Origin of the sequence: Flavobacterium sp. 123, from assembly GCF_003634825.1 — a bacterium.
In the GTDB taxonomy this organism is placed as follows: Bacteria; Bacteroidota; Bacteroidia; order Flavobacteriales; family Flavobacteriaceae; genus Flavobacterium.
On record NZ_RBXD01000001.1, the window covers coordinates 2,319,409 to 2,341,433 of the forward strand.

The 22,025-nt window shown below is 33.0% G+C and carries 19 protein-coding genes; 3 read left to right on the plus strand and 16 right to left on the minus strand.

The window, feature by feature from the left end; genetic code table 11:
* Positions 1 to 38 precede the first annotated feature (38 nt).
* Positions 39 to 1,232 (plus strand): ADP-forming succinate--CoA ligase subunit beta, encoded by a 1,194-nt coding sequence (gene sucC / locus C8C88_RS10250; protein WP_121338030.1) that lies wholly within the window; start codon positions 39 to 41, stop codon positions 1,230 to 1,232.
* A gap of 77 nt (positions 1,233 to 1,309) precedes the next feature.
* Here the strand turns inward: sucC and C8C88_RS10255 are convergent, their stop codons facing one another.
* The 13 genes from C8C88_RS10255 to trmD all read right to left on the minus strand — a co-directional run bounded on the left by C8C88_RS10255 (position 1,310) and on the right by trmD (position 17,973).
* Positions 1,310 to 1,738 carry a DUF1456 family protein gene (locus tag C8C88_RS10255; RefSeq protein WP_121338031.1) on the minus strand — a complete coding sequence of 143 codons (429 nt, stop codon included), beginning with the start codon at positions 1,736 to 1,738 and terminating at the stop codon, positions 1,310 to 1,312.
* 55 nt (positions 1,739 to 1,793) lie between these two features.
* Positions 1,794 to 2,825 (minus strand): aminotransferase class I/II-fold pyridoxal phosphate-dependent enzyme, encoded by a 1,032-nt coding sequence (locus C8C88_RS10260; RefSeq protein WP_121338032.1) that lies wholly within the window; start codon positions 2,823 to 2,825, stop codon positions 1,794 to 1,796.
* 6 nt (positions 2,826 to 2,831) lie between these two features.
* The gene (locus tag C8C88_RS10265) at positions 2,832 to 3,842 is read right to left on the minus strand and encodes a dipeptide epimerase (RefSeq protein ID WP_121338033.1); all 1,011 of its coding nucleotides are present in this window, start codon (positions 3,840 to 3,842) and stop codon (positions 2,832 to 2,834) included.
* 61 nt (positions 3,843 to 3,903) lie between these two features.
* The gene (locus C8C88_RS10270) at positions 3,904 to 4,710 is read right to left on the minus strand and encodes an alpha/beta hydrolase (protein WP_121338034.1); all 807 of its coding nucleotides are present in this window, start codon (positions 4,708 to 4,710) and stop codon (positions 3,904 to 3,906) included.
* Positions 4,711 to 4,716: 6 nt separating this feature from the next.
* Positions 4,717 to 7,056: an O-antigen ligase family protein gene (locus C8C88_RS10275; RefSeq protein WP_121338035.1), complete on the minus strand. Its 2,340-nt coding sequence runs from the start codon at positions 7,054 to 7,056 to the stop codon at positions 4,717 to 4,719.
* Between the two features lie 61 nt (positions 7,057 to 7,117).
* Entirely contained in the window at positions 7,118 to 9,109 is a 1,992-nt protein-coding gene (gene uvrB / locus C8C88_RS10280; protein ID WP_121338036.1) for an excinuclease ABC subunit UvrB, read from the minus strand.
* 62 nt (positions 9,110 to 9,171) lie between these two features.
* On the minus strand, positions 9,172 to 10,116 hold the full coding sequence (gene rlmF, locus C8C88_RS10285; RefSeq protein WP_121338642.1) for a 23S rRNA (adenine(1618)-N(6))-methyltransferase RlmF: 945 nt from the start codon (positions 10,114 to 10,116) through the stop codon (positions 9,172 to 9,174).
* Positions 10,117 to 10,213: 97 nt separating this feature from the next.
* Positions 10,214 to 10,876: a thiamine diphosphokinase gene (locus C8C88_RS10290; protein WP_121338037.1), complete on the minus strand. Its 663-nt coding sequence runs from the start codon at positions 10,874 to 10,876 to the stop codon at positions 10,214 to 10,216.
* Between the two features lie 64 nt (positions 10,877 to 10,940).
* A complete protein-coding gene (locus tag C8C88_RS10295) occupies positions 10,941 to 11,762 on the minus strand; it encodes a DUF4249 family protein (protein ID WP_121338038.1) in 822 nt (273 codons plus the stop codon).
* 5 nt (positions 11,763 to 11,767) lie between these two features.
* Positions 11,768 to 14,131: a TonB-dependent receptor gene (locus tag C8C88_RS10300; protein WP_121338039.1), complete on the minus strand. Its 2,364-nt coding sequence runs from the start codon at positions 14,129 to 14,131 to the stop codon at positions 11,768 to 11,770.
* Positions 14,132 to 14,297: 166 nt separating this feature from the next.
* On the minus strand, positions 14,298 to 16,520 hold the full coding sequence (locus C8C88_RS10305) for an NADP-dependent isocitrate dehydrogenase (RefSeq protein ID WP_121338040.1): 2,223 nt from the start codon (positions 16,518 to 16,520) through the stop codon (positions 14,298 to 14,300).
* A 263-nt stretch (positions 16,521 to 16,783) separates the two neighbouring features.
* Positions 16,784 to 17,134, minus strand: a complete 351-nt coding sequence (gene rplS / locus C8C88_RS10310; protein WP_121338041.1) for a 50S ribosomal protein L19 — start codon at positions 17,132 to 17,134, stop codon at positions 16,784 to 16,786.
* Positions 17,135 to 17,292: 158 nt separating this feature from the next.
* On the minus strand, positions 17,293 to 17,973 hold the full coding sequence (trmD, locus tag C8C88_RS10315) for a tRNA (guanosine(37)-N1)-methyltransferase TrmD (protein ID WP_121338042.1): 681 nt from the start codon (positions 17,971 to 17,973) through the stop codon (positions 17,293 to 17,295).
* Positions 17,974 to 18,259: 286 nt separating this feature from the next.
* Between trmD and C8C88_RS10320 the strand changes: the two genes are divergently transcribed.
* Complete coding sequence (locus C8C88_RS10320; protein WP_121338043.1) at positions 18,260 to 19,192, plus strand: peptidylprolyl isomerase; 933 nt, start codon at positions 18,260 to 18,262, stop codon at positions 19,190 to 19,192.
* A 76-nt stretch (positions 19,193 to 19,268) separates the two neighbouring features.
* Positions 19,269 to 19,622 (plus strand): tRNA-binding protein, encoded by a 354-nt coding sequence (locus C8C88_RS10325; protein WP_121338044.1) that lies wholly within the window; start codon positions 19,269 to 19,271, stop codon positions 19,620 to 19,622.
* A gap of 4 nt (positions 19,623 to 19,626) precedes the next feature.
* Here C8C88_RS10325 and C8C88_RS10330 read toward each other — a convergent pair whose 3' ends face one another.
* The 3 genes from C8C88_RS10330 to C8C88_RS10340 all read right to left on the minus strand — a co-directional run bounded on the left by C8C88_RS10330 (position 19,627) and on the right by C8C88_RS10340 (position 21,942).
* Positions 19,627 to 20,175 (minus strand): alpha/beta hydrolase, encoded by a 549-nt coding sequence (locus tag C8C88_RS10330; protein ID WP_121338045.1) that lies wholly within the window; start codon positions 20,173 to 20,175, stop codon positions 19,627 to 19,629.
* 106 nt (positions 20,176 to 20,281) lie between these two features.
* Positions 20,282 to 21,106 (minus strand): sulfurtransferase, encoded by an 825-nt coding sequence (locus tag C8C88_RS10335; RefSeq protein WP_121338046.1) that lies wholly within the window; start codon positions 21,104 to 21,106, stop codon positions 20,282 to 20,284.
* Entirely contained in the window at positions 21,103 to 21,942 is an 840-nt protein-coding gene (locus tag C8C88_RS10340) for an alpha/beta hydrolase (protein WP_121338047.1), read from the minus strand. Before C8C88_RS10340 ends, C8C88_RS10335 begins: the two co-directional genes overlap by 4 nt.
* Positions 21,943 to 22,025: the final 83 nt, after the last annotated feature.

Below are 22,025 nucleotides of genomic sequence, written 5' to 3' on the forward strand. Positions count from 1 at the left end.
TTCTGAAATAAATTCAGAATCCAGACAAATTCTATATTATGAACATACACGAATATCAAGGAAAAGAGATTCTAGCTAGTTACGGAGTTCGCATTCAACGCGGAATTGTGGCTAATAGTCCATTAGAAGCGGTTGCTGCTGCTAAACAACTAACTACCGAAACAGGTACAAGTTGGTATGTTGTTAAAGCCCAAGTTCATGCAGGTGGACGTGGTAAAGGTGGTGGAGTAAAACTTGCCAAAAACTTACAACAAGTAGAAGAACTTGCAGAACAAATTATTGGAATGCAATTAGTAACACCACAAACTTCAGCTGAAGGTAAAAAAGTACACAAAGTTTTAATTGCTGAGGATGTTTATTATCCAGGTGAAAGTGAAACTTCTGAGTTTTATGTGTCTGTTTTATTAAATAGAAGTACAGGTCGTAATATGATTATGTATTCTACTGAAGGTGGAATGGATATTGAAGAAGTGGCAGAGCACACTCCTCATTTAATTTTTACGGAAGAAATTGATCCAGCTGTTGGATTACAAGGTTTTCAAGCAAGAAGAATCGCTTTTAATTTAGGGGTTTCTGGAAATGCTTTTAAAGAAATGACTCAATTTATTTCAGCTTTATATAATGCATATATTGGTTCTGATGCTTCAATGTTTGAGATCAATCCAGTTTTAAAAACATCTGACAATAAAATTTTAGCGGTTGATGCTAAAGTAAATATTGACGATAATGCGTTATATAGACAAAAGAAATATGCTGATATGCGTGACGTTCGTGAGGAAAATCCAATCGAAGTTGAAGCAAAAGAAGTAGGATTAAATTATGTAGATCTTGACGGTACTGTAGGATGTATGGTAAATGGTGCAGGTCTTGCAATGGCAACTATGGATTTAATTAAGTATGCTGGTTTTGAGCCTGCTAACTTTCTTGACGTAGGAGGAACTGCTGATGCAAAACGTGTTGAAACGGCTTTCCGTATTATCTTAAAAGATCAAAACGTAAAAGCAATTTTGATTAATATTTTTGGTGGTATTGTTCGTTGTGACCGTGTGGCTCAAGGAGTTGTAGATGCTTACAAAAATATGGGTGATGCTATTAAAGTGCCAATCATTGTTCGTTTACAAGGTACTAATGCTGCAATTGCAAAAGAATTAATCGATAATTCAGGAATGCCAATTTTATCTGCTGTTGAATTTCAAGAAGCTGCAGATCAAGTTCAAGCGGCTCTTTCTTAATTAGAAAATAGTTATATATTTAAAAATCCTGAGTGAAAGCTCAGGATTTTTTGTTTTATAGATTTTCAGTAACTGAATTATGACTTTTTGTTTTTACCGTTGTTGAATTTTACTTTTTCTACAACTTGAACTTTTGGAGCAGGTTTTTTCGCTTTAGGGCTAGAAGAAGGTTTCTTTTTAAAATCTGTTTTTGGTTTAGATTTAAAATCTACTTTTTCTTTAAATCCTTCTTTAACTGGTATTTCTGCTTTATGTTTTGCTAAAACATCTTTAGGGTTCTTTGGATTTTCTTTGGTACCACGAAGATGTATTACTAAACCGTTTAAGAAATTACGCAATACTTGATCACCACATTCTACATAGTTTTCATGTTTTTCGTCACGAAAGAAAGCGCCTAATTCTGATTTTGAAATTCTGAAATCTACTAATTCTAAAATTTCAACTATTTGATCATCACGTAACATCAAGGCTACACGAAGTTTTTTGAAAATATCGTTATTTGTCATGTTTTAATTTTTTACAAAGGTACATTTAAAAAGCAATTAGACTGCTATTTTAGATTTAGAATTGATATTGGTTCAAAAGCGTTATTATTTTGTCTAAATCTTCTTTTTGATGGTTTGCCGTGAAAACTATTCGGTTCAAATCCTTAGTGTCTGTAGGATATTTGAAATTTGTGATTATAATTTTATTGGCTTCAAAAATTTCGTTTATACCTTTCATTTTAGGATAAATAACAGGATAATCTGGATTGAAATCAAATGCTTTATTTTTAATCAGATTGGCATTTAGGTAGGATAAGTTCTCTTGTAGTTTTTGATGTTGGTTATAGTAAAGCGCTTCGGCATCAGCCATAGTTTGAACAAATGCCGCATTCATGCCTGCGCTCGAAACAAAACTGTCATGATTGACCACTTGATTTATAAAAGTCTCGTCACTAGCAATTACTCCACCGGTCAACCCAAAAGCTTTGCCTAAGGAGGCTATCATGATTTTTCTTTTGACATTTAGAAGATTAGAGGTTGAAAAAATACCACAACCTTGTTTGCCTAAAATACCTAACGAATGGGATTCATCAATTACTAATGTTACTTCTTTAGTAGGTGAAATTGAATTTAAAATAGTTAGGTCAATTGGTTCTATATGAAGCGAAGGAACAGCATCTGTTACAATGGTGATTTTTTCGGATGTCGAATTAAGTAAGCGAGGATTGAGTTGAGATCCAACAAAAATGGGTTGGCTATTTCTTGGTTTTATAGCTGGGTGTGCTTCCGGAAAATGAAAAAAACAGTCTGTTTGAGGAGTTACTACTTCTAGGGTTAGTTTCCCAGCGAGCATACCTGAAGAAACAGTAAGAGTAGCATCGGCATTAATATATTTTGCTAAAAAATGTTCTCCATTTTCATAAGCTGTTAGTTGGATATTAGAACTTCTGGAACTTCCATATGCCGTTCCCCATTGTTGAATGTTTTTAATAACTATTTTTTGGAATTCGAGATTTGAAGGCAATCCTAAATACGATGTTCCACCAAAATACAAATAGGAGGTGTCGTTAATTTCGATAATTCTATCTGGAAAATGGTTGACTTTCATATAGCATTATATTAGCGTTACACCCGTACCGTTTAATTCTGAGTAGCTTACTTTTCCGTAATTTATTTTAATTCCAGTCGCAATATCTTCTGCTAAAAGTAAAGCCCCGTCCATATCTACATAATCTAATAAAGGCAGTAAATGTGCAATTGCCGAAATCCCAACAGTTGATTCTGTCATACAGCCCACCATTGTTTTTAATCCTAATTGTTTGGCTTCCTGAATCATTCTTTTACCAGGAGTTAATCCGCCACATTTTACTAGTTTAACATTCACACCATGAAAGTGATTGTGACATTTAGCAACATCTTCTTCTATAATACAACTTTCGTCAGCAATAATAGGTAAAACAGAATGTTTGAAAACTTCTGCATGCGCTTCCCAATTATCCGATTTCATGGGCTGTTCTATAAATTCTACTCCCAGTTTTTTTAATTCTACTGCATTATTGATGGTTTCTTCAACACCCCAACCGCAATTAGCGTCAACCCTAAAAATAGCATCCGTATGTTTTCTAAGTTCTTTTATAATCGCTATATCTTCCTTTGTGCCTAATTTTATTTTATAAATTGGCCAAGGCAATTCTTTCATTTTAGAAACCATTTTATCAATCGAAGCAATTCCAATCGTATAGTCAGTTAATGGATTTTTTTCGATTGTAAATCCCCATAAATCATATAATTTCTTCCCTTTTTTTCGAGCATATAAATCATTGTATGCCATATCTAAAGCACACAAAGCGAACATGTCATCTTTTAAATAAGAATGAATTTTAGTCCAAAAAACTTCGGGAGTTTCTCCTTCAGTAGCTTCGATTATGGGACGAATCTTTTCCAAATCTTCCATCATCATTGGAACTGTAATATGGTAATATGGATTTGATGTGGCTTCCCCAAAACCTGAAAAACCATCCTCTTTTAACTCCACTATTAATGAAGGTTGGAAGTCTATGGATTCTCTTGAAATGGTAAAAGTATGTTTTAATTTAAGGTTGAATTCTCTTAAGATAAGTTCCATAATAAATTGTGTTTAATAGCAATAAGAAAAAGAATTAGGTTTGTTTTTATTTGAAAAACAATTAAAATCCAAGCCATAAAATGGCCTCGACAAAGCCATCTCTCCATAATTTTTCATTATGTTTTCCTCCTTTTACAATTTTCTTTTCGTTTAGATTTAGACAATAGCATCTTTTGGTATTAATGAGGTGTTCCATTTTATTGAGGTCATCTACCATAGATGTATCATCTCCTTCTTGATCACCGCAAAGGAAATAATATTTTGTTTTTAGTTTTTTAGTTTTCTCTGCTAATTCAAAAATTTCTTTTCGGTTAATCCAAAATGCCGGCGAAAAAACAGCTGATTTACCAAAAACTTCAGGATATTTTAAAGTTGCATAAAATGAAGTTAAACCGCCTAATGAACTGCCCATTATAATTGTGTTTCTGTTTTTAACTTTGGTTTTATAGGTTTTATCAATTTGAGGTTTTAATGTTTTCACGATAAATTCTAAATAATTATCGGTCTTTCCACCACCATATTTGGCATTTTTAAAAGGCGTTAATTCTTCTATACGTTTTTCGTTTCCATGTTCAATTCCTACGACAATTACTTCTGCATTTAGACTGTCTAGTTTTTCATCTATATTCCATTCTCCAGCATAAGAAGTTTTTGCATCAAATAAATTTTGAGCATCGTGCATATAAATTACTGAATATTTCTTTTGAGAAGTCAAGTAATTTTTTGGTAAATAAACCCAGATTTTCTTGCTCGTTTGTAGTTGTGGAGCTTCTATGTCAAAAGTAGAAACTTGTTTAGAAGCGGTACTTTGTGCTATGCTCTTTGTTATTGCAAATAAAAATAATAAAAGATAGAATTGGCGAATCATTAGTTGTTATTTACACGATTGTTTTACAATTTCATTTGAATTTGAATAATTTTTGTTTTTTGCCAAATTCATGTACTCACATCCTTTTTCAACTTGTTTTAAGTTATAGTAACATATCCCTAAGAAATACTCGGATTTTCCATTATTTTCAATTTTTGCTTTTAATGAATTTTCAAAGTAAGGAATCGCATTGTTGTATTTTTTCAAATTAAAGTAGCACAAACCAATATTTAACATTAAATTTCCATTTGAAGGATCCTGATTTAATGCTTTTTTATAAGCGTTAATAGCTTGTTCGTATTTTTTATTAATAAAAAAGTCTCCTGCACTTACAACAAAAGAACTGTTCTGAAACAATCTTTTTCGTTCTAATAACAAACTGTCTCCTGGGAATATTTTTAATCCTTTATCTATAAAATTTATTAATTTATTGTTTCCATAGTTAGATTGATTTAAGGCACTTGAAGTGTTTATCCATACATCTGGAGCGTTTTTATATTGCGTGTAAATTCTGTGCACTTTTAAGATCTCCAATGTATCTTTTAATACTAAAGCGGTGTTGATTGCTAGAATGTAATATATTTTATTTCTAGGTCTAATGTCTAATGCTCTTTTTGCATAAATGTAGGCACTATCGTTTTTATTATTGTTTGTTGCAATAAGCGATTTATAATAATCCGTTCTACCTTGGTAAGGATTAATTTTATCTCCTTTATTCAAATAGATAAATGCTTGCTTGTAATTTTGCTCCTCCAAAAAGTATTTGCCTGCATAAGTAGAAAAAGCTTCTCCAGTAGATAAAACATTAGGAAAATCAGGTAAATTAGCAACAATATCATGAGCTCTTAAAGTTATTTTGTGCGTTACAAAATCTACATTAATGTCATTTTCTAGTTGGTAAGCCTTAAAGGTTTTAAATGAAAAGAAAACAGTAATAAGTGAAATCAGTAGTATAAATATTGGAATATTTTTATTGCTTTTATTTTCTATCGTTTCTGATGTATCTGAAGAATTAAGTAGTGTTAAGGCAAAGAATAAACAAAAGCTAAGTTGCATAGTTGGTCTGTACAACGGAAAATTAAAAACAGCATCTATGCCATACGTAAGTATTGTGAGTAAGGACACAACGGCAATAATTTTAGAATCCTGTTTGTCAGATTTTAATATTGTTTTTAAATTTAGATATACTAAGATTATAAATAGAGTTAAATATATGAATCCGTTCAAAACACCCGTTTCCGTTGAGATTTCAAGAAAATCATTGTGAGGATGATTCGATATCTGATGGTCGTTAGCCATTGTTTTTTCATAAGGAATTGATTCAATTTTCCAATTACCCAAGCCTATTCCAGTTATTGGATTTTTTTGAATCATGGTCAGAGCATTATTCCACATGTTGAATCGTTCATTTACAGATGCATCTTTAAGATTAGCAGTTTGTTCAATTCTGTTAGTTACCGATTGATATCTTCCTGCATTATTACTTTTCTTGAATATTTGATTGGAAATGAAAAAAGAAAAAAGTATTGGGATAATGAGGTATAAAATGTTTGATTTCTCTTGGTTAAAAATAGATTTAAATTTTAAAAAAATAAGTATAAAAAGAACACTTTCAATGAACAAACTTAAATAAGCCGCTCTTGATCCAGATAAGAAAAGAAGCGTAGTAGTTATGAAAAGCGTTAAAACTAAAAACCATTTTACCCATTTTTTAAAATAAAAAATTCCAAGAAATAAGAATGGAATTTTGATGCTTAAACTAGCAGATAGAATGTTGATATTACCGGTATTTCCCTTTAATTTATTTAATGCATTGATTATCGATTCTGAACTTGCAATTTGTGAAAACTGTCTCAGCTCAATAAAAGACCGAATAAATACACTTATACCAATTAAAAAAGCAATTTTATAAATAAGGTTCAGCCTATTATCTAATAAAATAATCAAGTTTATGAAAGTAAAAAAAATGATAATCAAGCTAGTTAAACTGACAATTCCTAACGAAATATTCTTAGCAAAAAATAATGAAATACCACATAATAAAAGAAAGGCTAGATAGAATTTAATAGCTAGCTTTTTTTTGTAAAATGAAATGAAATTTTGTGGAATAATGGAAGGATTATTGTAAAACCAAATCCCAATTATAGTATTTAATATCGCTAAATATAAATATTGAGTCCCAATGATTTCGATGCTTCTAAAAGTGGGTAAAAAGTCAATACACAGAAGTGCTACAATAAAAAACAGCGTGATGCTTTCAAAATAAACAGAATCGGTTTTTTTTGAAATATCAATGGAAGAATTAATTTGTTGATTCTTGTTTTTTGATGATTTAGTAGTTCCCATAATTTAAATCCATTTCTTCAAATTTATTAAAATTTATAGGAATTGACGGATTTTTAGGGAATTAATTAAGTTGTCCTTGTAATAATTTTATTTCATCACGTAATTTGGCAGCCTGCATAAAGTCTAATTCCTTTGCTGCTTTTTCCATGGATTTTCGTTTTTCACGAATGATTTTCTCAATTTCTGGTTTTGACATATAAACAGTTTCTGGTTCTGCTGCAGCTAAAATTGTATGCCCCAATTCATATTCAACTAAAGGATTTTTAGTAAAAGCAGAATCTATTTTCTTATTTAAAGCCTGAGGAACTTGGTTGTTTTCAGTATTGAAATTAATCTGTTTAGTTCTGCGGTAATTAGTTTCGTCAATCGTTTTTTGCATACTTGCAGTGATTTTATCCGCATACATAATTGCTTTACCATTAAGGTTTCTGGCAGCACGACCAATTGTTTGCGTAAGCGAACGGTGGCTTCTTAAAAAACCTTCTTTATCAGCATCTAAAATAGCGACTAAAGACACTTCAGGCAAATCTAAACCTTCGCGTAATAAGTTAACGCCAATTAGTACATCAAATAATCCTTTACGTAAATCCTGCATAATTTCAATACGTTCTAAGGTGTCAACATCCGAATGAATATAGCGACAACGAATCGAAACTTTAGTTAAATATTTCGCTAGTTCTTCCGCCATTCTTTTGGTAAGAGTTGTTACTAAAACGCGTTCGTCTAATTCACAACGCACTTGAATTTCTTCAATTAAATCATCAATTTGGTTTAAACTAGGTCTAATTTCAATAATAGGATCTAATAATCCTGTTGGTCTAATGACTTGCTCTATGTAAATACCATCCGTTTTTTGTAATTCATAATCGGCTGGCGTAGCTGAAACATAAATAACTTGGTTTTGCATAGCCTCAAATTCCTCAAATCTAAGCGGACGATTGTCCATGGCCGCAGGAAGTCTAAAACCATATTCAACTAAGTTTTCTTTACGGCTTCGATCTCCGCCATACATGGCATGAACTTGCGAAAGGGTAACGTGACTTTCGTCAACTACCATCAAAAAATCTTTTGGAAAATAATCTAATAAACAAAAAGGTCTGGTTCCAGCAGCACGTCCGTCAAGATATCTAGAGTAATTTTCAATACCAGAGCAATATCCTAATTCCCGTATCATTTCTAAATCGAAATTAGTACGTTCTTCCAATCTTTTTGCTTCGAGATGTTTCCCGATTTCTTTGAAATAATCCACTTGTTTAACTAAATCTTGTTGGATTTCCCAAATAGCATTTTGCAAAACATCAGGAGAAGTCACAAACATATTTGCTGGGTAAATTGTCAGTTTTTCAAATTTTTCAAGAACCTGAGAATTTTTCACATCAAAGCTTTCAATTTCTTCAATTTCATCTCCAAAAAAATGAATTCGGAATGCATCATCTGCATAACTTGGATATACTTCAACAGTATCACCTTTGATTCTGAAAGTTCCGGGAGTAAAATCAGCTTCGGTTCTTGCATATAAACTCTGAACCAAGCTATGTAATAATTTAGTTCTCGAAATTACTTGATCTCTTTCTATTGCAATAACATTCTTTTGAAATTCTACAGGATTTCCAATACCGTATAAACAAGAAACAGAGGCTACCACCAGAATATCTCTTCGACCAGAAAGTAGAGAAGAGGTGGTGCTTAAACGCATTTTTTCTAATTCTTCATTGATAGATAAATCTTTTTCAATAAACACTCCTGTAACCGGCATAAATGCTTCTGGCTGATAATAATCATAGTAAGAAACAAAATACTCTACAGCATTGTTAGGGAAAAACTGCTTGAATTCCGAATATAATTGTGCCGCTAAAGTCTTGTTGTGTGCCAAAACTAAAGTTGGTCTTTGCACTTCCTGAATCACATTGGCCACTGTAAATGTTTTTCCAGATCCAGTAACTCCTAATAAAGTTTGGAATTTTTCACCATCAATAATCCCTTGAGCTAATTTTTCAATCGCTTGTGGTTGGTCGCCCTTAGGCTGGTAATCGGATACTACTTGGAAATTCATTTAATTAAATTGCTGAATGGCAAAGGTACAAATGAATTCATGAAAAAAAAGTTTAGGAAAACTTAAAACTTCCACGCTTTTTGTTGTGCTTCGCTCATGAAAGTCCATGCTACAATTCGGCTTGTTTTTTGGCCTTGAGCCATATCGATTGTTTTTACTTCAACAGCGCTAACTTTATTTAATGTTTTGTATATACTAGATAGATTTTCTTTCTTAGAAACTAAACTAGTAAACCACAAGCAGTTCATCGGGTATTTAGCACTTTCGTAAATCATTTGAGTTATAAAACCTATTTCGCCACCTTCGCACCATAATTCAGCATTATGTCCTCCAAAGTTTAAAACAGGAGTTGTTGTTTTCTTATTCTCTAAATTATTTATTTTTCGAATAGTACTTTTAGTAGCTTCTTCTTGTGAAGCATGAAAAGGAGGATTGCAAATAGTAAAACTAAATCGATCTTCGGGAGTAATTATATTTTTGAAAATAAAACGAGGTTCCGTTTGTTGTTGCAAACTTATGACATCAATTAGTCTTGGATTTTCTTCGATTATTTGGCTACAGTTTTCAATGGCTTTTTCGTCAATATCTGTTCCTACAAAACTCCATCCATAGGTTGAATTTCCTATAATTGGATAAATACAATTTGCACCCACACCAATATCTAAGCCTTGCACGTTTTCGCCTTCGGGAATACTTCCATTATTACTTGAACTTAGTAAATCAGCAATGTAATGAATGTAATCTGCTCGTCCAGGAATAGGAGGGCAGAGATAGTTTTTAGGAATATCCCAGTTTTTGATATCGTAATGCGCCATCAATAACGCTTTGTTCAATGATTTTACAGCATTAGGATTGCTAAAATCAACTGTTTTTATAGCATGTTCATTGACAAAAACAAAGTTTTCTAATTCAGGTAAAATTTGGATAAGTTCATTGAAATTATATCCAAATCTATCTTTATTTCTAGGATGTAAATTGGTCTTTTCGGTAATCACTTTCGGTTTCATTTTTTCCATTTCGCGGCAAAGATAGTCAATCTCAATTTGGCAAAATGAGCTATTTGTTAATTAATGAAAAGATAATAATAATCAAGCCGTAGTTTTATTAATCCATGCATTCCATAAGCAGTAAATCACCTTCGTTATGCTCAATAGTAACAATACCGTCTTGAGTAACATGATTGCTACTTCCTGTTCTATAGCCTATGGTTAGGCTGTCATCTTTTAAGGGATAGAATAAATTGTCAGAATGAATTCCGGTAACATGACCAATCGGTATTAATGAAATGGGAGTGTTAGCAGGGTACCATTTTTCGAATTTTTTTGGCAACAAAAATATTTTTGAATGGTCATCCAGAATGACAATTTTCAATTGATTTCTGTATCGGGTAATATTAGTGATGTTTGTAATTGTATGATCTGCTCTTTTTCCTGTTGCCCAAACCACATTTACGGCAGGTATGTTTCGTTCAATTAAATAATCAAATGCTTTTTCTAAATCAGTTTTATTTTGATCTGGGGTATGAATTATTTCGATAGGGTATTGTGAAGTTTTGTAGATTTCAGGGTCAAATCCTCGGTCGAAATCTCCCAATAATACATCAACTTTAATGTCTAATTCCATGACTCTCTCTATAGCAGAATCTAAAACGACTACTAAAGGAGACCATTCTAGTAATTGTCCTAGCAATTCAGGCTGACAACAGGCGCCGTTTGCAATTATTAAGGCTGGTTCTTGATCGTCGCGAACAATATGATGTGAAGACATAGTTAATTTGTGAATTGAAAATTTCTACTACAAAGATAGTAATTCATAATTCGGAATTATTGAATTATTCAACACTGTAATAGAGTACATCAAATTCGCTTAAAGAAAAATACCCTAGCGGATAATTTGCGGCATTTGTGGTATTAATTATATTACCTCTTACAGTTGCTGGTGGGGATTGAAACGGACCACCACCATTATTACCAGCAATGCTAACCAAAACACTCATGTAATTGTAGTATTGTTTTGAAATTCCAAAATGGCTAATTTCGATTTTGTCGTCTTTTTTTAAGTCACTATTTTGAGATATACTGAAGAATTCATTTCCGTTAAAAAAGGTGTCTTCATCAACGTAATAATTCGATTTTACTTGGTTTGAATATACGTATTTGTATAAATAATAATTAGTTTCATTAGCAGGATCATTATAAAAAGTCTTAATTTCTTTGTCTTTTCCTGAAAATCCTCCAGCGTTATTTTGAACTACAGTTGTTATTGGAGCAACTGGTTTTAATGTTTCTGTAGCAGTGTAGGTATTGTTATTATAAATTATAGTTAAGTAATACGTTTCGTTTTTGATAGGTATAAAATCAGAACAAACGTACTCACCAGTATTGGGAATTTCTATAAAATCGAAAACGCTGTCAGTACTATTTTTAATTGATACGGTTGCTCCAGAAACTTTTGGAATTTCGGTATCATAATAACTTGTAGTTGTAGATAACTTTATTCGTTGGATATTACCTAGTGTTCCTTTTTCCCAATTTATATTTGCTTCTATGACTAGTTTAGGAGCGGCTGTAGTTAAATCTACTTTGACAACGTCTTCGCAACTGCTAAAAAAAACAGCTATCAGAATAACGAAATAGAATGTTGCTTTTTTCATGGCAATTAAAATTTAAAATTATAACTCACGGCTGGAACAATTCCAAAAATAGAAGTTTTTACAGCTTCATTATATCCAGAGTCTGCATTTTGTTTGAAATTTATGGATGCGGCATTTTTTCTATTGTATAAATTGTAAATGCTAAATACCCATTCCCCTTTCCAATTTCTATCGTAGTTTCTTTTAGGTATTAATGTTGCTGAAATATCAAGATGGTGGTAGGTGGGTAACCTATTTTCATTACGTAATCCGTAGCTTGGAACAGTTATTCCAAGATATTCATATTGACCCGTTGGATAGGTTACTGGCTGTCCAGTTTGTAAAGCAAAATTAGCTCCAAATGTCCATTTTTTGTTTAGATTGTAGGAGCTCGTTACTGCAATATTGTGTAATTTGTCATAAACGGAATTGTACCATTTTCCATTGTTGATTCCACTTTCAATTGCGGTTCTTCCAGGGGTTTGTTGCTCAGATTTTGATAGCGTGTACGAGATCCAACCGTTTAAACGACCCTCATTTTTTTTGAACATCATTTCTAATCCATAGGCTCGTAATTGCCCATTAAGAATGACTTGTTCAATGGCCTTATTTGCTATTAAATTGGCTCCATCAATATAATCCAAACGATTTTGTATTTTCTTGTAATAGGTTTCTATTTCAAGAGAATAAGCACCATCATTAAAATTTTTGAAATATCCTAAAGCGACTTGGTCCGCAATTTGAGGTTTGATAAAATTATCACTTGGTGTCCAAACATCTAAAGGAGTTGGTGATGACGTGTTAGAGATCAACTGCAAGTACTGAACCATTCTGTTGTAACTTGCTTTTACAGATTGATTGGTGTTGAGTTGGTACGAAAATGAAAACCGAGGCTCTAAGTTATTGAAACTTTGAATGATTTTGTTTTTCTCATAATATTTAGTTCCAATAGGGGTTGCTTTTTCATAGATCTGTAAATCTGAATTGAAAATCACAGGATTGTTATCCGCATATAGATTTATAGTTGATGCTCCTAAGCGGTAAAATAAACTATACCTAAGGCCATAAGAAACCGATATTTTATTTGAAATTTCTTGGTCTATATTTAAATAAGCTGCAGGCTCAAAAGCATATTTTTTATCTAATTGAGCAAAATTGATTCCTGAATCAGTTTCTGAAGGTTGGATTGTACCAGGATTAAAGTCATAAGAAATGGCATTTAAACCATAATTTAATTTGAATTTATCTGAAATATAATTTTTGAAATCGTATTTGATGTTGTAATTTTTTATACCAGAATCCCATTTGAAACCTACAAGATCCAAGTCCAATCCGTAATAATAATCACTATAAATCAGTGACAGATTTGAAAATAATTTATCAGAAAACAAATGGTTCCAACGCAAGTTTAGCGTTGCATTTCCATATGTATTCGTAAAACTTTTATTCAAACTAAACACATCGCGCCCAAAATATCCAGATAAATACAAACTATTATTTGAATTGAGTTTATAGCTCAATTTGGTATTTAAATCATAAAAATAAGCGGTGTTGTTTTTTTGATCTTTTGATAATTTTAGAAATAAATGTGCATAAGAACTTCTACCTCCAATAAGGAAAGATCCTTTGTCTTTTACGATTGGTCCTTCGGCTAAAAATCGGCTTGCAATTAATCCAATACCGCCATTCATATGGAATTTTTTACTGCTACCATCCTTTTGATAGATATCCAAAACAGATGATGCTCTTCCGCCAAAACGGGATGGAATTCCTCCTTTGTATAATTTCAAATCTTTAATGGCATCGGGATTGAAAACAGAGAAAAAACCAAATACATGCGAGGAATTGAATATTGTGGCTTCATCCAGCAATATTAGATTCTGGTCAGCACCTCCGCCACGAACATTAAATCCAGAAGCTCCTTCGCCAGCATTAGTAACGCCAGGAAGTAATAAAATAGATTTAAGAATATCAACTTCTCCAAGTACGACAGGCATTTTTTTAATAGTTGAAATGGAGAGTTTGTTAATGCTCATTTCTGGACTTCTGATGTCGCTTTTGAATTTGTTATCCTTAATTACAACTTCTTTTAATGCCATTTCATCAGCTAAAAGTTTGAAATTGTTTTTAGTATTATGGTCTAAATTTATGATTTCTTGTTTTGGTTGGTAGCCTAAATAGGAGATGTCAATGGTATAAGTTCCTTTTGGTATAGTTATAGAATAAAATCCGTATTCATTTGTGGTTACACCTGTTTTTAATTCTGAAATAATAACAGTAACTCCTATTAAGGTTTCGTTACTATTGGTGTCAGAAATTGTTCCACTAAGAGTAAATTTTTCTTGTGAAAAGCAAGATAAAGCGGAAAATAGAATGATGAATAAAAACAAATTTTCTTCGAAACCATTTCTTGATTTTTTTCTATTTTAAGTTTGGTAAATTTCAATATAAAAAGATTTAATTGTTGTCTAACAAACGTTAATTAAATGCGAAGATAAAAAAAAAGACAACCGTTTAGGGTTGTCTTTTAATATTTATAAGTTAAATACCGCAGGTTTATGCGATTTTAGCTAATATAGCATTGAATGTTCCGCTTGGACGCATTGCTTTGCTAGTTAATTCTGGATTTGGTTGGTAATAACCACCGATAGTTTGAGGTTTCCCTTGTGCTCCAATTAATTCCTCATTTATTTTAGCTTCATTTTCGTTAAATGCTGCTGCAATAGGAGCAAATATAGTTTGTAAAGCAGGCTCTTTGCTTTGAGCTGCTAATGCTTCTGCCCAATACATAGCCAAGTAAAAATGAGAACCACGAATATCGATTTGTCCAATTTTACGTGCTGGAGATTTATCATTTGCTAAGAATTTCTCCGTAGCAACATCCAAAGTTTCTGCTAAAACAATTGCTTTTGAATTGTTCAACGTTTGTCCTAAATGTTCTAAAGACGCTCCTAGTGCTAAGAATTCTCCAAGTGAATCCCATCTTAAATATCCTTCTTCTAAAAATTGCTCTACGTGTTTAGGAGCTGATCCACCTGCGCCAGTTTCAAATAAACCTCCACCATTCATCAAAGGAACAATAGAAAGCATTTTTGCAGAAGTTCCTACTTCTAAAATAGGAAATAAATCAGTTAAATAATCACGTAATACGTTTCCTGTTACAGAGATTGTATCTAATCCTTTGATAATTCTTTCTAAAGTGAAGTTTGTAGCTTCAATTGGATTAAGAATTCTGATATCTAAACCTGTAGTATCGTGATCTTTTAAATATTTTGTTACTTTTTCGATTAATTCTCTATCGTGTGCTCTGTTTTCATCTAACCAGAAAACAGCAGGAGTACTTGATAAACGAGCTCTATTTACAGCTAGCTTAACCCAGTCTTGAATAGGAGCATCCTTCGCTTGACACATTCTGAAGATATCTTTAGCTTCAACAGTTTGTTCCATCAAAACAGTTCCGTTAGTATCTACTACACGAACTTTACCATCTCCTTGAATTTGGAATGTTTTATCATGAGAACCGTATTCTTCTGCTTTTTGTGCCATCAAACCTACGTTTGGAACACTTCCCATAGTAGTTGGGTCAAAAGCACCATGTTTTTTACAAAAATCAATTGTAGCAGTATATACGCCAGCATAACATCTGTCTGGAATAATTGCTATTGTATCTTGTCTTTTTCCTTCTTTGTTGTACATCTGTCCAGAAGTACGAATCATTGCAGGCATTGAAGCATCCACAATTACATCTGAAGGGACATGAAGATTAGTAATTCCTTTTTCAGAGTTTACCATTGCTAATGCAGGACCGTTTTCAATTGCTTGATTCAATGCCGCTTCTACTTCAGCTTGTTTTGGGTTTCCTGCTATTTTAGCGTAAACATCACCTAAACCATTTCTAGTATCAATGTTTAACTCATTAAATAAAGTAGCATATTTTTCAAAAACAGCTGCGAAATATACTTCTACTATAGCACCAAAGATAATTGGATCAGACACCTTCATCATAGTTGCTTTAAGATGCACTGAAAGCAATACATTTTTCTCTTTGGCTTCGGCTATTGTTTTAGCAACAAAACTTTTCAAAGCATTTACATTCATTACTGAGCTATCAATAATTTCCCCAGCTTTCAATGGAGTACTTGCTTTCAAAACGGTAACTGAACCATCTTTTGCTACAAATTCTATTTTTACATCGGTAGGATTTGAAACAGTGATTGATTTTTCACTTCCGTAAAAATCGCCACTTTCCATAGCTGCAACCCGAGTTTTTGAGTCAGATGACCAAGCTCCCATAGAGTGTGGGTTTGCTTTGGCGTAATTTTTAACTGCTTTTGGTGCTCTACGATCAGAGTTTCCTTCACGTAAAACTGGATTAACAGCTGAACCTAAAATTTTAGAATATTTCCCTTTAATGGCTATTTCATCATCATTCTTTGGTTCTTCAGGGAAATTTGGTAATGCATAACCGTGAGATTGTAATTCTGCAATAGCTGCTTTCAATTGTGGAACTGAGGCAGATACGTTAGGTAATTTTATAATGTTTGCTTCTGGAGTATTTGCTAATTGTCCAAGTTCTGATAAAGCATCTCCTGTTTTTTGATCTTCAGTCAAAAATTCAGGAAAATTTGCTAAAATTCTTCCTGCAAGAGAAATATCTCTAGTTTCAATTTCAATATCTGAAGTTGATGTAAAGGCTTGTACAATAGGTAAAAAAGAATAAGTTGCCAATAGAGGTGCCTCATCTGTAAGCGTGTAAAAAATTTTTGATTTTTGTGTCATTTCTTTATTTTTATAATCTAAATCACGGTTAATAGGAGCTTAATTAAGGTTTAACTTAAAATTAGGCGGACAAATATATGAAAATCAGATGTAATAGAAAGGTAATTTTGTACAGAAAAACAGGAATTTTCAGATTATAACGTGTTATTCTGAATTTGTGATTTTTATCATCCTTTAAATCCTAAATTAGGAATCTAAAGGGGTGAAAATTGCAAAAAAAAAGCCCCAACATTGTTGGGACCTTTATAGGAAAGAGATATTGACTATCTTCTTTTGTCTCTAATTTTTGCTTTTTTACCAGTAAGTTCTCTAAAGTAGAAAATTCTAGCTCTACGTACAGCACCTTTTTTGTTGATTTCAATTTTTTGTAAAGCTGGCAAGTTAACTGGGAAGATACGCTCAACTCCAACTGCACCTGACATTTTACGAATTGTGAAAGTTTCTGTGTTTCCAGAACCTCTTCTTTGAATAACAACTCCTTTAAAAAACTGAGTTCTTGTTTTTTCACCCTCTTTAATTTCGTAGTAAACTGTGATTGTGTCTCCAGCTCCGAATACAGGGAAATCTTTTCTTGTTACAAATTCGTCTTGAACGAATTTCAATAAATCTGCCATGATATTTTTTAATTATGGTTTAAAATTAGGGCAACATTCGCGGTTCTCGCCAGAGGTTGGTCTAATGTGGGCGCAAAATTACAAAAAAAGTCGAAAGTTACAAGTCGAAAGTCGAAAGATTTAAAATATTTTGCTAAATGACTTTAAGACTTTTGACTTTAAGACTCATTTAGTAAATCCGGGCGTCTGTTTTTAGTATGTTCATAGGCCATATCTTCTCGCCATTTATCGATTTTTGCAAAGTTACCACTAGTTAAAACATCAGGAACTTTCCAACCTTTATAATCTGCAGGACGAGTATAAATAGGGCCTGACAATAAATTATCTTGAAAACTATCCGTTAAAGCCGATGTTTCATCACTCAAAACCCCTGGAATTAATCGAATCAACGCATCTGATAAAACTAATGCGCCCAATTCTCCTCCTGACAATACATAATCACCAATTGAGATTTCTTTGGTAATAAAATGATCGCGCACTCTCTGATCTACTCCTTTATAATGACCACAAAGAATGATGATATTTTCATACATTGACATCGTATTGGCCATTTTCTGGTTTAATGTTTCCCCGTCAGGTGACATATAAATGATTTCGTCGTAAGATCTTTCACTTTTCAAATGCGTAATACAAGCATCAATAGGTTGCACCGTCATCACCATTCCAGCGCCACCACCATAGGGATAATCATCCACGCTTTTTTGTTTATTGGTAGTATAATCTCTTAAATTATGAATGTGAACTTCTACTAAACCTTTGTCAATAGCACGTTTCATAATCGAAGCTTCAAACGGACTTCGTAATAATTCAGGAAGAACGGTAACAATATCAATGCGCATAATTTCTTTTCTAAGTTGAGAGCCGCAAAGGTACAAAGTTTTCAACACCAATTTCAAACGCAATTTTCAATATCAAATAGCCAAATTCAATTTTTTTTCAGAAGCCTTATCCAGCTGTACACTTTATCTCTTGTGGCGAACCCCGCCACAACAGGATGCCGTTTCCATCTGGGCTAGGATTGTAGTGAGCATCATAATTCTCAAAATCACATTAAATCTGCGTTTATACAAATTACCATTTTAAAATTAATTTCGTAATTTTGTGCCTCAATAAAAAACAACAATAATGGAAAACGGAATATACGCTAAATTCAACACCCCAAAAGGTTCTATTTTAGTAAAACTTACACACGATTTAACACCGGGAACAGTAGGAAATTTTGTAGCCTTGGCTGAAGGAAATTTAGAAAATAAAGTAAAACCACAAGGAAATAAATTCTATGATGGATTAAAATTCCACCGTGTAATTCCTGATTTTATGATTCAAGGAGGATGTCCTCAAGGAACAGGAACTGGAGATCCAGGATACAAATTTGACGATGAATTTCACCAAGATTTACGTCACGATGCACCAGGTATTTTGTCAATGGCAAACTCAGGCCCAGGTAGTAACGGTTCTCAGTTTTTTATCACACACGTTGCAACACCATGGCTTGATAACAAGCATACTGTTTTTGGAAACGTTGTTGAAGGTCAAGATGTAGTTGATGCAATTGCTCAAGGTGATGTTTTGGAAACTTTAGAAATCATCAGAGTAGGAGAGGAAGCTCAAAAATGGAATGCTGTTGAAGCTTTCAGAACTTTTGAAGGTTCTCGTGCAAAACGTGAAGCGGCTGAACGCGAAGCAGCAGAGGCTGAAATGGAAAAATTAGCAGCTGGTTTTGAAAAAACAGAAAGCGGTTTACGTTACCAATTTATTCAAAGAGGTTCTGGTAAAAAAGCTGAAAACGGAAAAACAGTTTCAGTTCATTATACAGGACAACTTCCTGACGGAAAAGTTTTTGATAGTTCTTATCCAAGAAAGAAACCAATTGAATTCCCATTAGGAAGAGGAAATGTTATTGAAGGATGGGACGAAGGTATTGCTTTGTTACAAGTAGGAGATAAAGCACGTTTTGTAATTCCATCTCATTTAGGATACGGATCTCGTGGTGCAGGAGGAGTAATTCCACCAAATGCTACTTTGATTTTTGACGTAGAATTAATGGACGTTAAATAATAAAAATCAAATAATTGATTATTATCCCAAAGCGAAAGTTTTGGGATTTTTTTATATTTACGGATAAACTAAAGCTATGGATACAATTATTAAATCCGAACTTTCTTGGTCAGAATTTGAAAAAGTCGAAATGCGTGTAGGGACTATTTTGACAGTAAATGATTTTCCAGAAGCCCGAAAACCAGCTTACCAATTGACAATTGATTTCGGTTCTGAAATAGGAATTTTAAAATCATCTGCACAAATCACCCAACGCTATCAAAAAGAAGATTTAATCAACCGACAAATTGTTGCCGTAGTTAATTTTCCAAAAAAACAAATAGGTAAATTTAATAGTGAATGTCTTGTTCTAGGTGCAGTTGGAGATGCGGGAGATGTTATTTTATTAGCTCCTGATTTTAAAATAGAAAATGGTTTGCGAATAGGATAAATAATCAGGGATTAATTCTATTAATTAATTGTTGCAAGAACAACTGTCCTTCTTCCCAATATTCCAAATTAGATTCAGAATTGACGTGTCCTTTTAGACCAATGTTTACGAAAGTACTTCCCCATTTTTCTGCAAGATATTTGGCGCGTTCCAATGAAATATAAGGATCGTTTTCACTACTTATTACTATTGTTGGAAAATCTAACGGTATCGTTGGTATTGGTGCGAAATTCCAAATTACTTCTGGTGCATGCTCTGGGGAATCAACATCTGCAGGGGCAACTAGTAAAGCACCTACAATATTTGGATTAGTATTGGCGGAAGCCCAATGCATCACCATCGAAACGGCTAAACTATGCGCCACTAAAATGGTTGGAGCGTCTAATTTTAGTATGGCTTCATTCAGTTTATCAATCCAATTTTCAAGTTTAGGTTCTTCCCAATTATCTTGAATTACTTTACTTGAATTGCTGTATTTTTTTAGCCAATAACTTTGCCAATGGTTTTCGCCAGAATCACCGAGTCCAGCTAGTATTAATAAATTTGGTTTCATTTTACCAATTTGTTACAAGTTTCTTCAAATCTTAATAAGAGATTTGACTTAATTTTATGTAAATATAAATTATTTTCAATGGAGGTAAAATCCCTTTTTAAGCTTGCTATTTTTCGATAGGAAAGTTTTCTAATTGTCCCCATTCAGTCCAAGAACCATCATATATGGATTTAGGCGCATCAGAAATTAATTCGAAAGCAATTAAATCAATACAAGCTGTAACTCCAGAACCGCAAGTAAACACAAGTGGTTTGTTGTTGGGTTTTAAGATTTTAAGCAACTCTTCTTTTGGTAAAAATTTCCCGTCGCGCAAAAGTTGTGTGTAAGGAATATTTATAGAGCCGGGGATATGCCCGCTTCTTAAACCTGGTCTAGGTTCGTCGCCAATTCCTTTGAATCTGTTTTCAGCGCGTGCATCAATTAATATAGCTTCTTTTGTTTGAATGTTTTTTAATAGTTGCTCTTTGTTTTTTACTAAATTAGGATTAAAATTTGCTTCAAAATCACCAATTGGATAAATGTCTTCTCTTTGATTTTTTTCTGTTTTATAACCTTCTTCAATCCAAGCAGGAAGTCCTCCATCTAAAATATGAACGTTTTGATGTCCCATTGTTTTGAATAACCACCAAGCTCGTGGACTTGAATATACGCCTAAAGTATCATAAACTACAATTATACTGTTTTTATTAATACCTAGTTTTCGAGCTTCTTCTTCAAATTTTTCAGGACTTGGAAGCGTATTTGGTAACGGATTATTAGTTTCGCTAAAGGTGTTTTTTATATCAAAAAAACGAGAACCTTTTATCTGAATATTTTCTAAATCCGTTTTCAAACTGGACTGATTGTCTTTTAAACTCGCGTCTAGTATTACAAGATTCGGTTCTTCAAGATGAGTATGTAACCATGTTGTACTAACGATTGGTGCTGTCATTTGATTTGATTTTGAATTTTATTTTCTTCAACAATTCGTCTTACTTCATTGAGTAATAAAGGGAAAGCAGGTTCCGTCATGTTGTGGCCAAATCCATCGAGTTCATATAGTTTTGTATTTTTATGCCCTGCTATTTTCATCATGCGCATTAGGTAAGCGTTTTCTTCATAACGCCCTAGTAATTCTAATTCACGATCTCCAGTTATAAGTAATAAAGGCGGTGCATCTGCACGCACATGAAATAGTGGAGCATATTCGTCAATTATAGGTTGAGTTTCTGGAATGCCTCTTTCTTTTCGAACTAAAAAATGGGTGATGGCTTGACCACTAAACGGAATAAGTCCAGCAATTTTATTGGCATCTATTCCTTGTGCGTTTAACCATTTTTTATCTAAACCAATCATAGTGGCTAAATATCCTCCAGCAGAATGTCCAGAAACAAAAATTAGGGAAGCGTCTCCGCCAAATGTATTTATGTTTTTGAAAACCCAAGCTGTCGCTGCCGCAGCATCTTCAATATATTTTGGTGCTACTACTTTTGGACCTAAACGATAATTTACTGAAATCAAAGCTATTCCTTGGTTTTTGAGTGCTTCTGGTAGTTCTTTTTCACCACTAGTTAATCCGCCGCCGTGAAACCAAATTACAGTAGCAAAACCTTTACTGTTTTTTGGATAATAAACATCTAAAACACACCTTTCTTTTAGATAAGCATCAGATTTGCTTACGGAATTATCATAATATGGGATGTTTAATTGGGTGGCATATTCTACTTTTTGTGCAGAAACAGAAATTCCGAAAAGGAATAATAATGCGAAAAGGAAAAGGTTTTTCATCTGGGTTTATTTAATTTTTAAATATACAAAAAAAGTCCAAAAACCATTTGGCTTTTGAACTTTTGTATTGGTATGGATAGTTT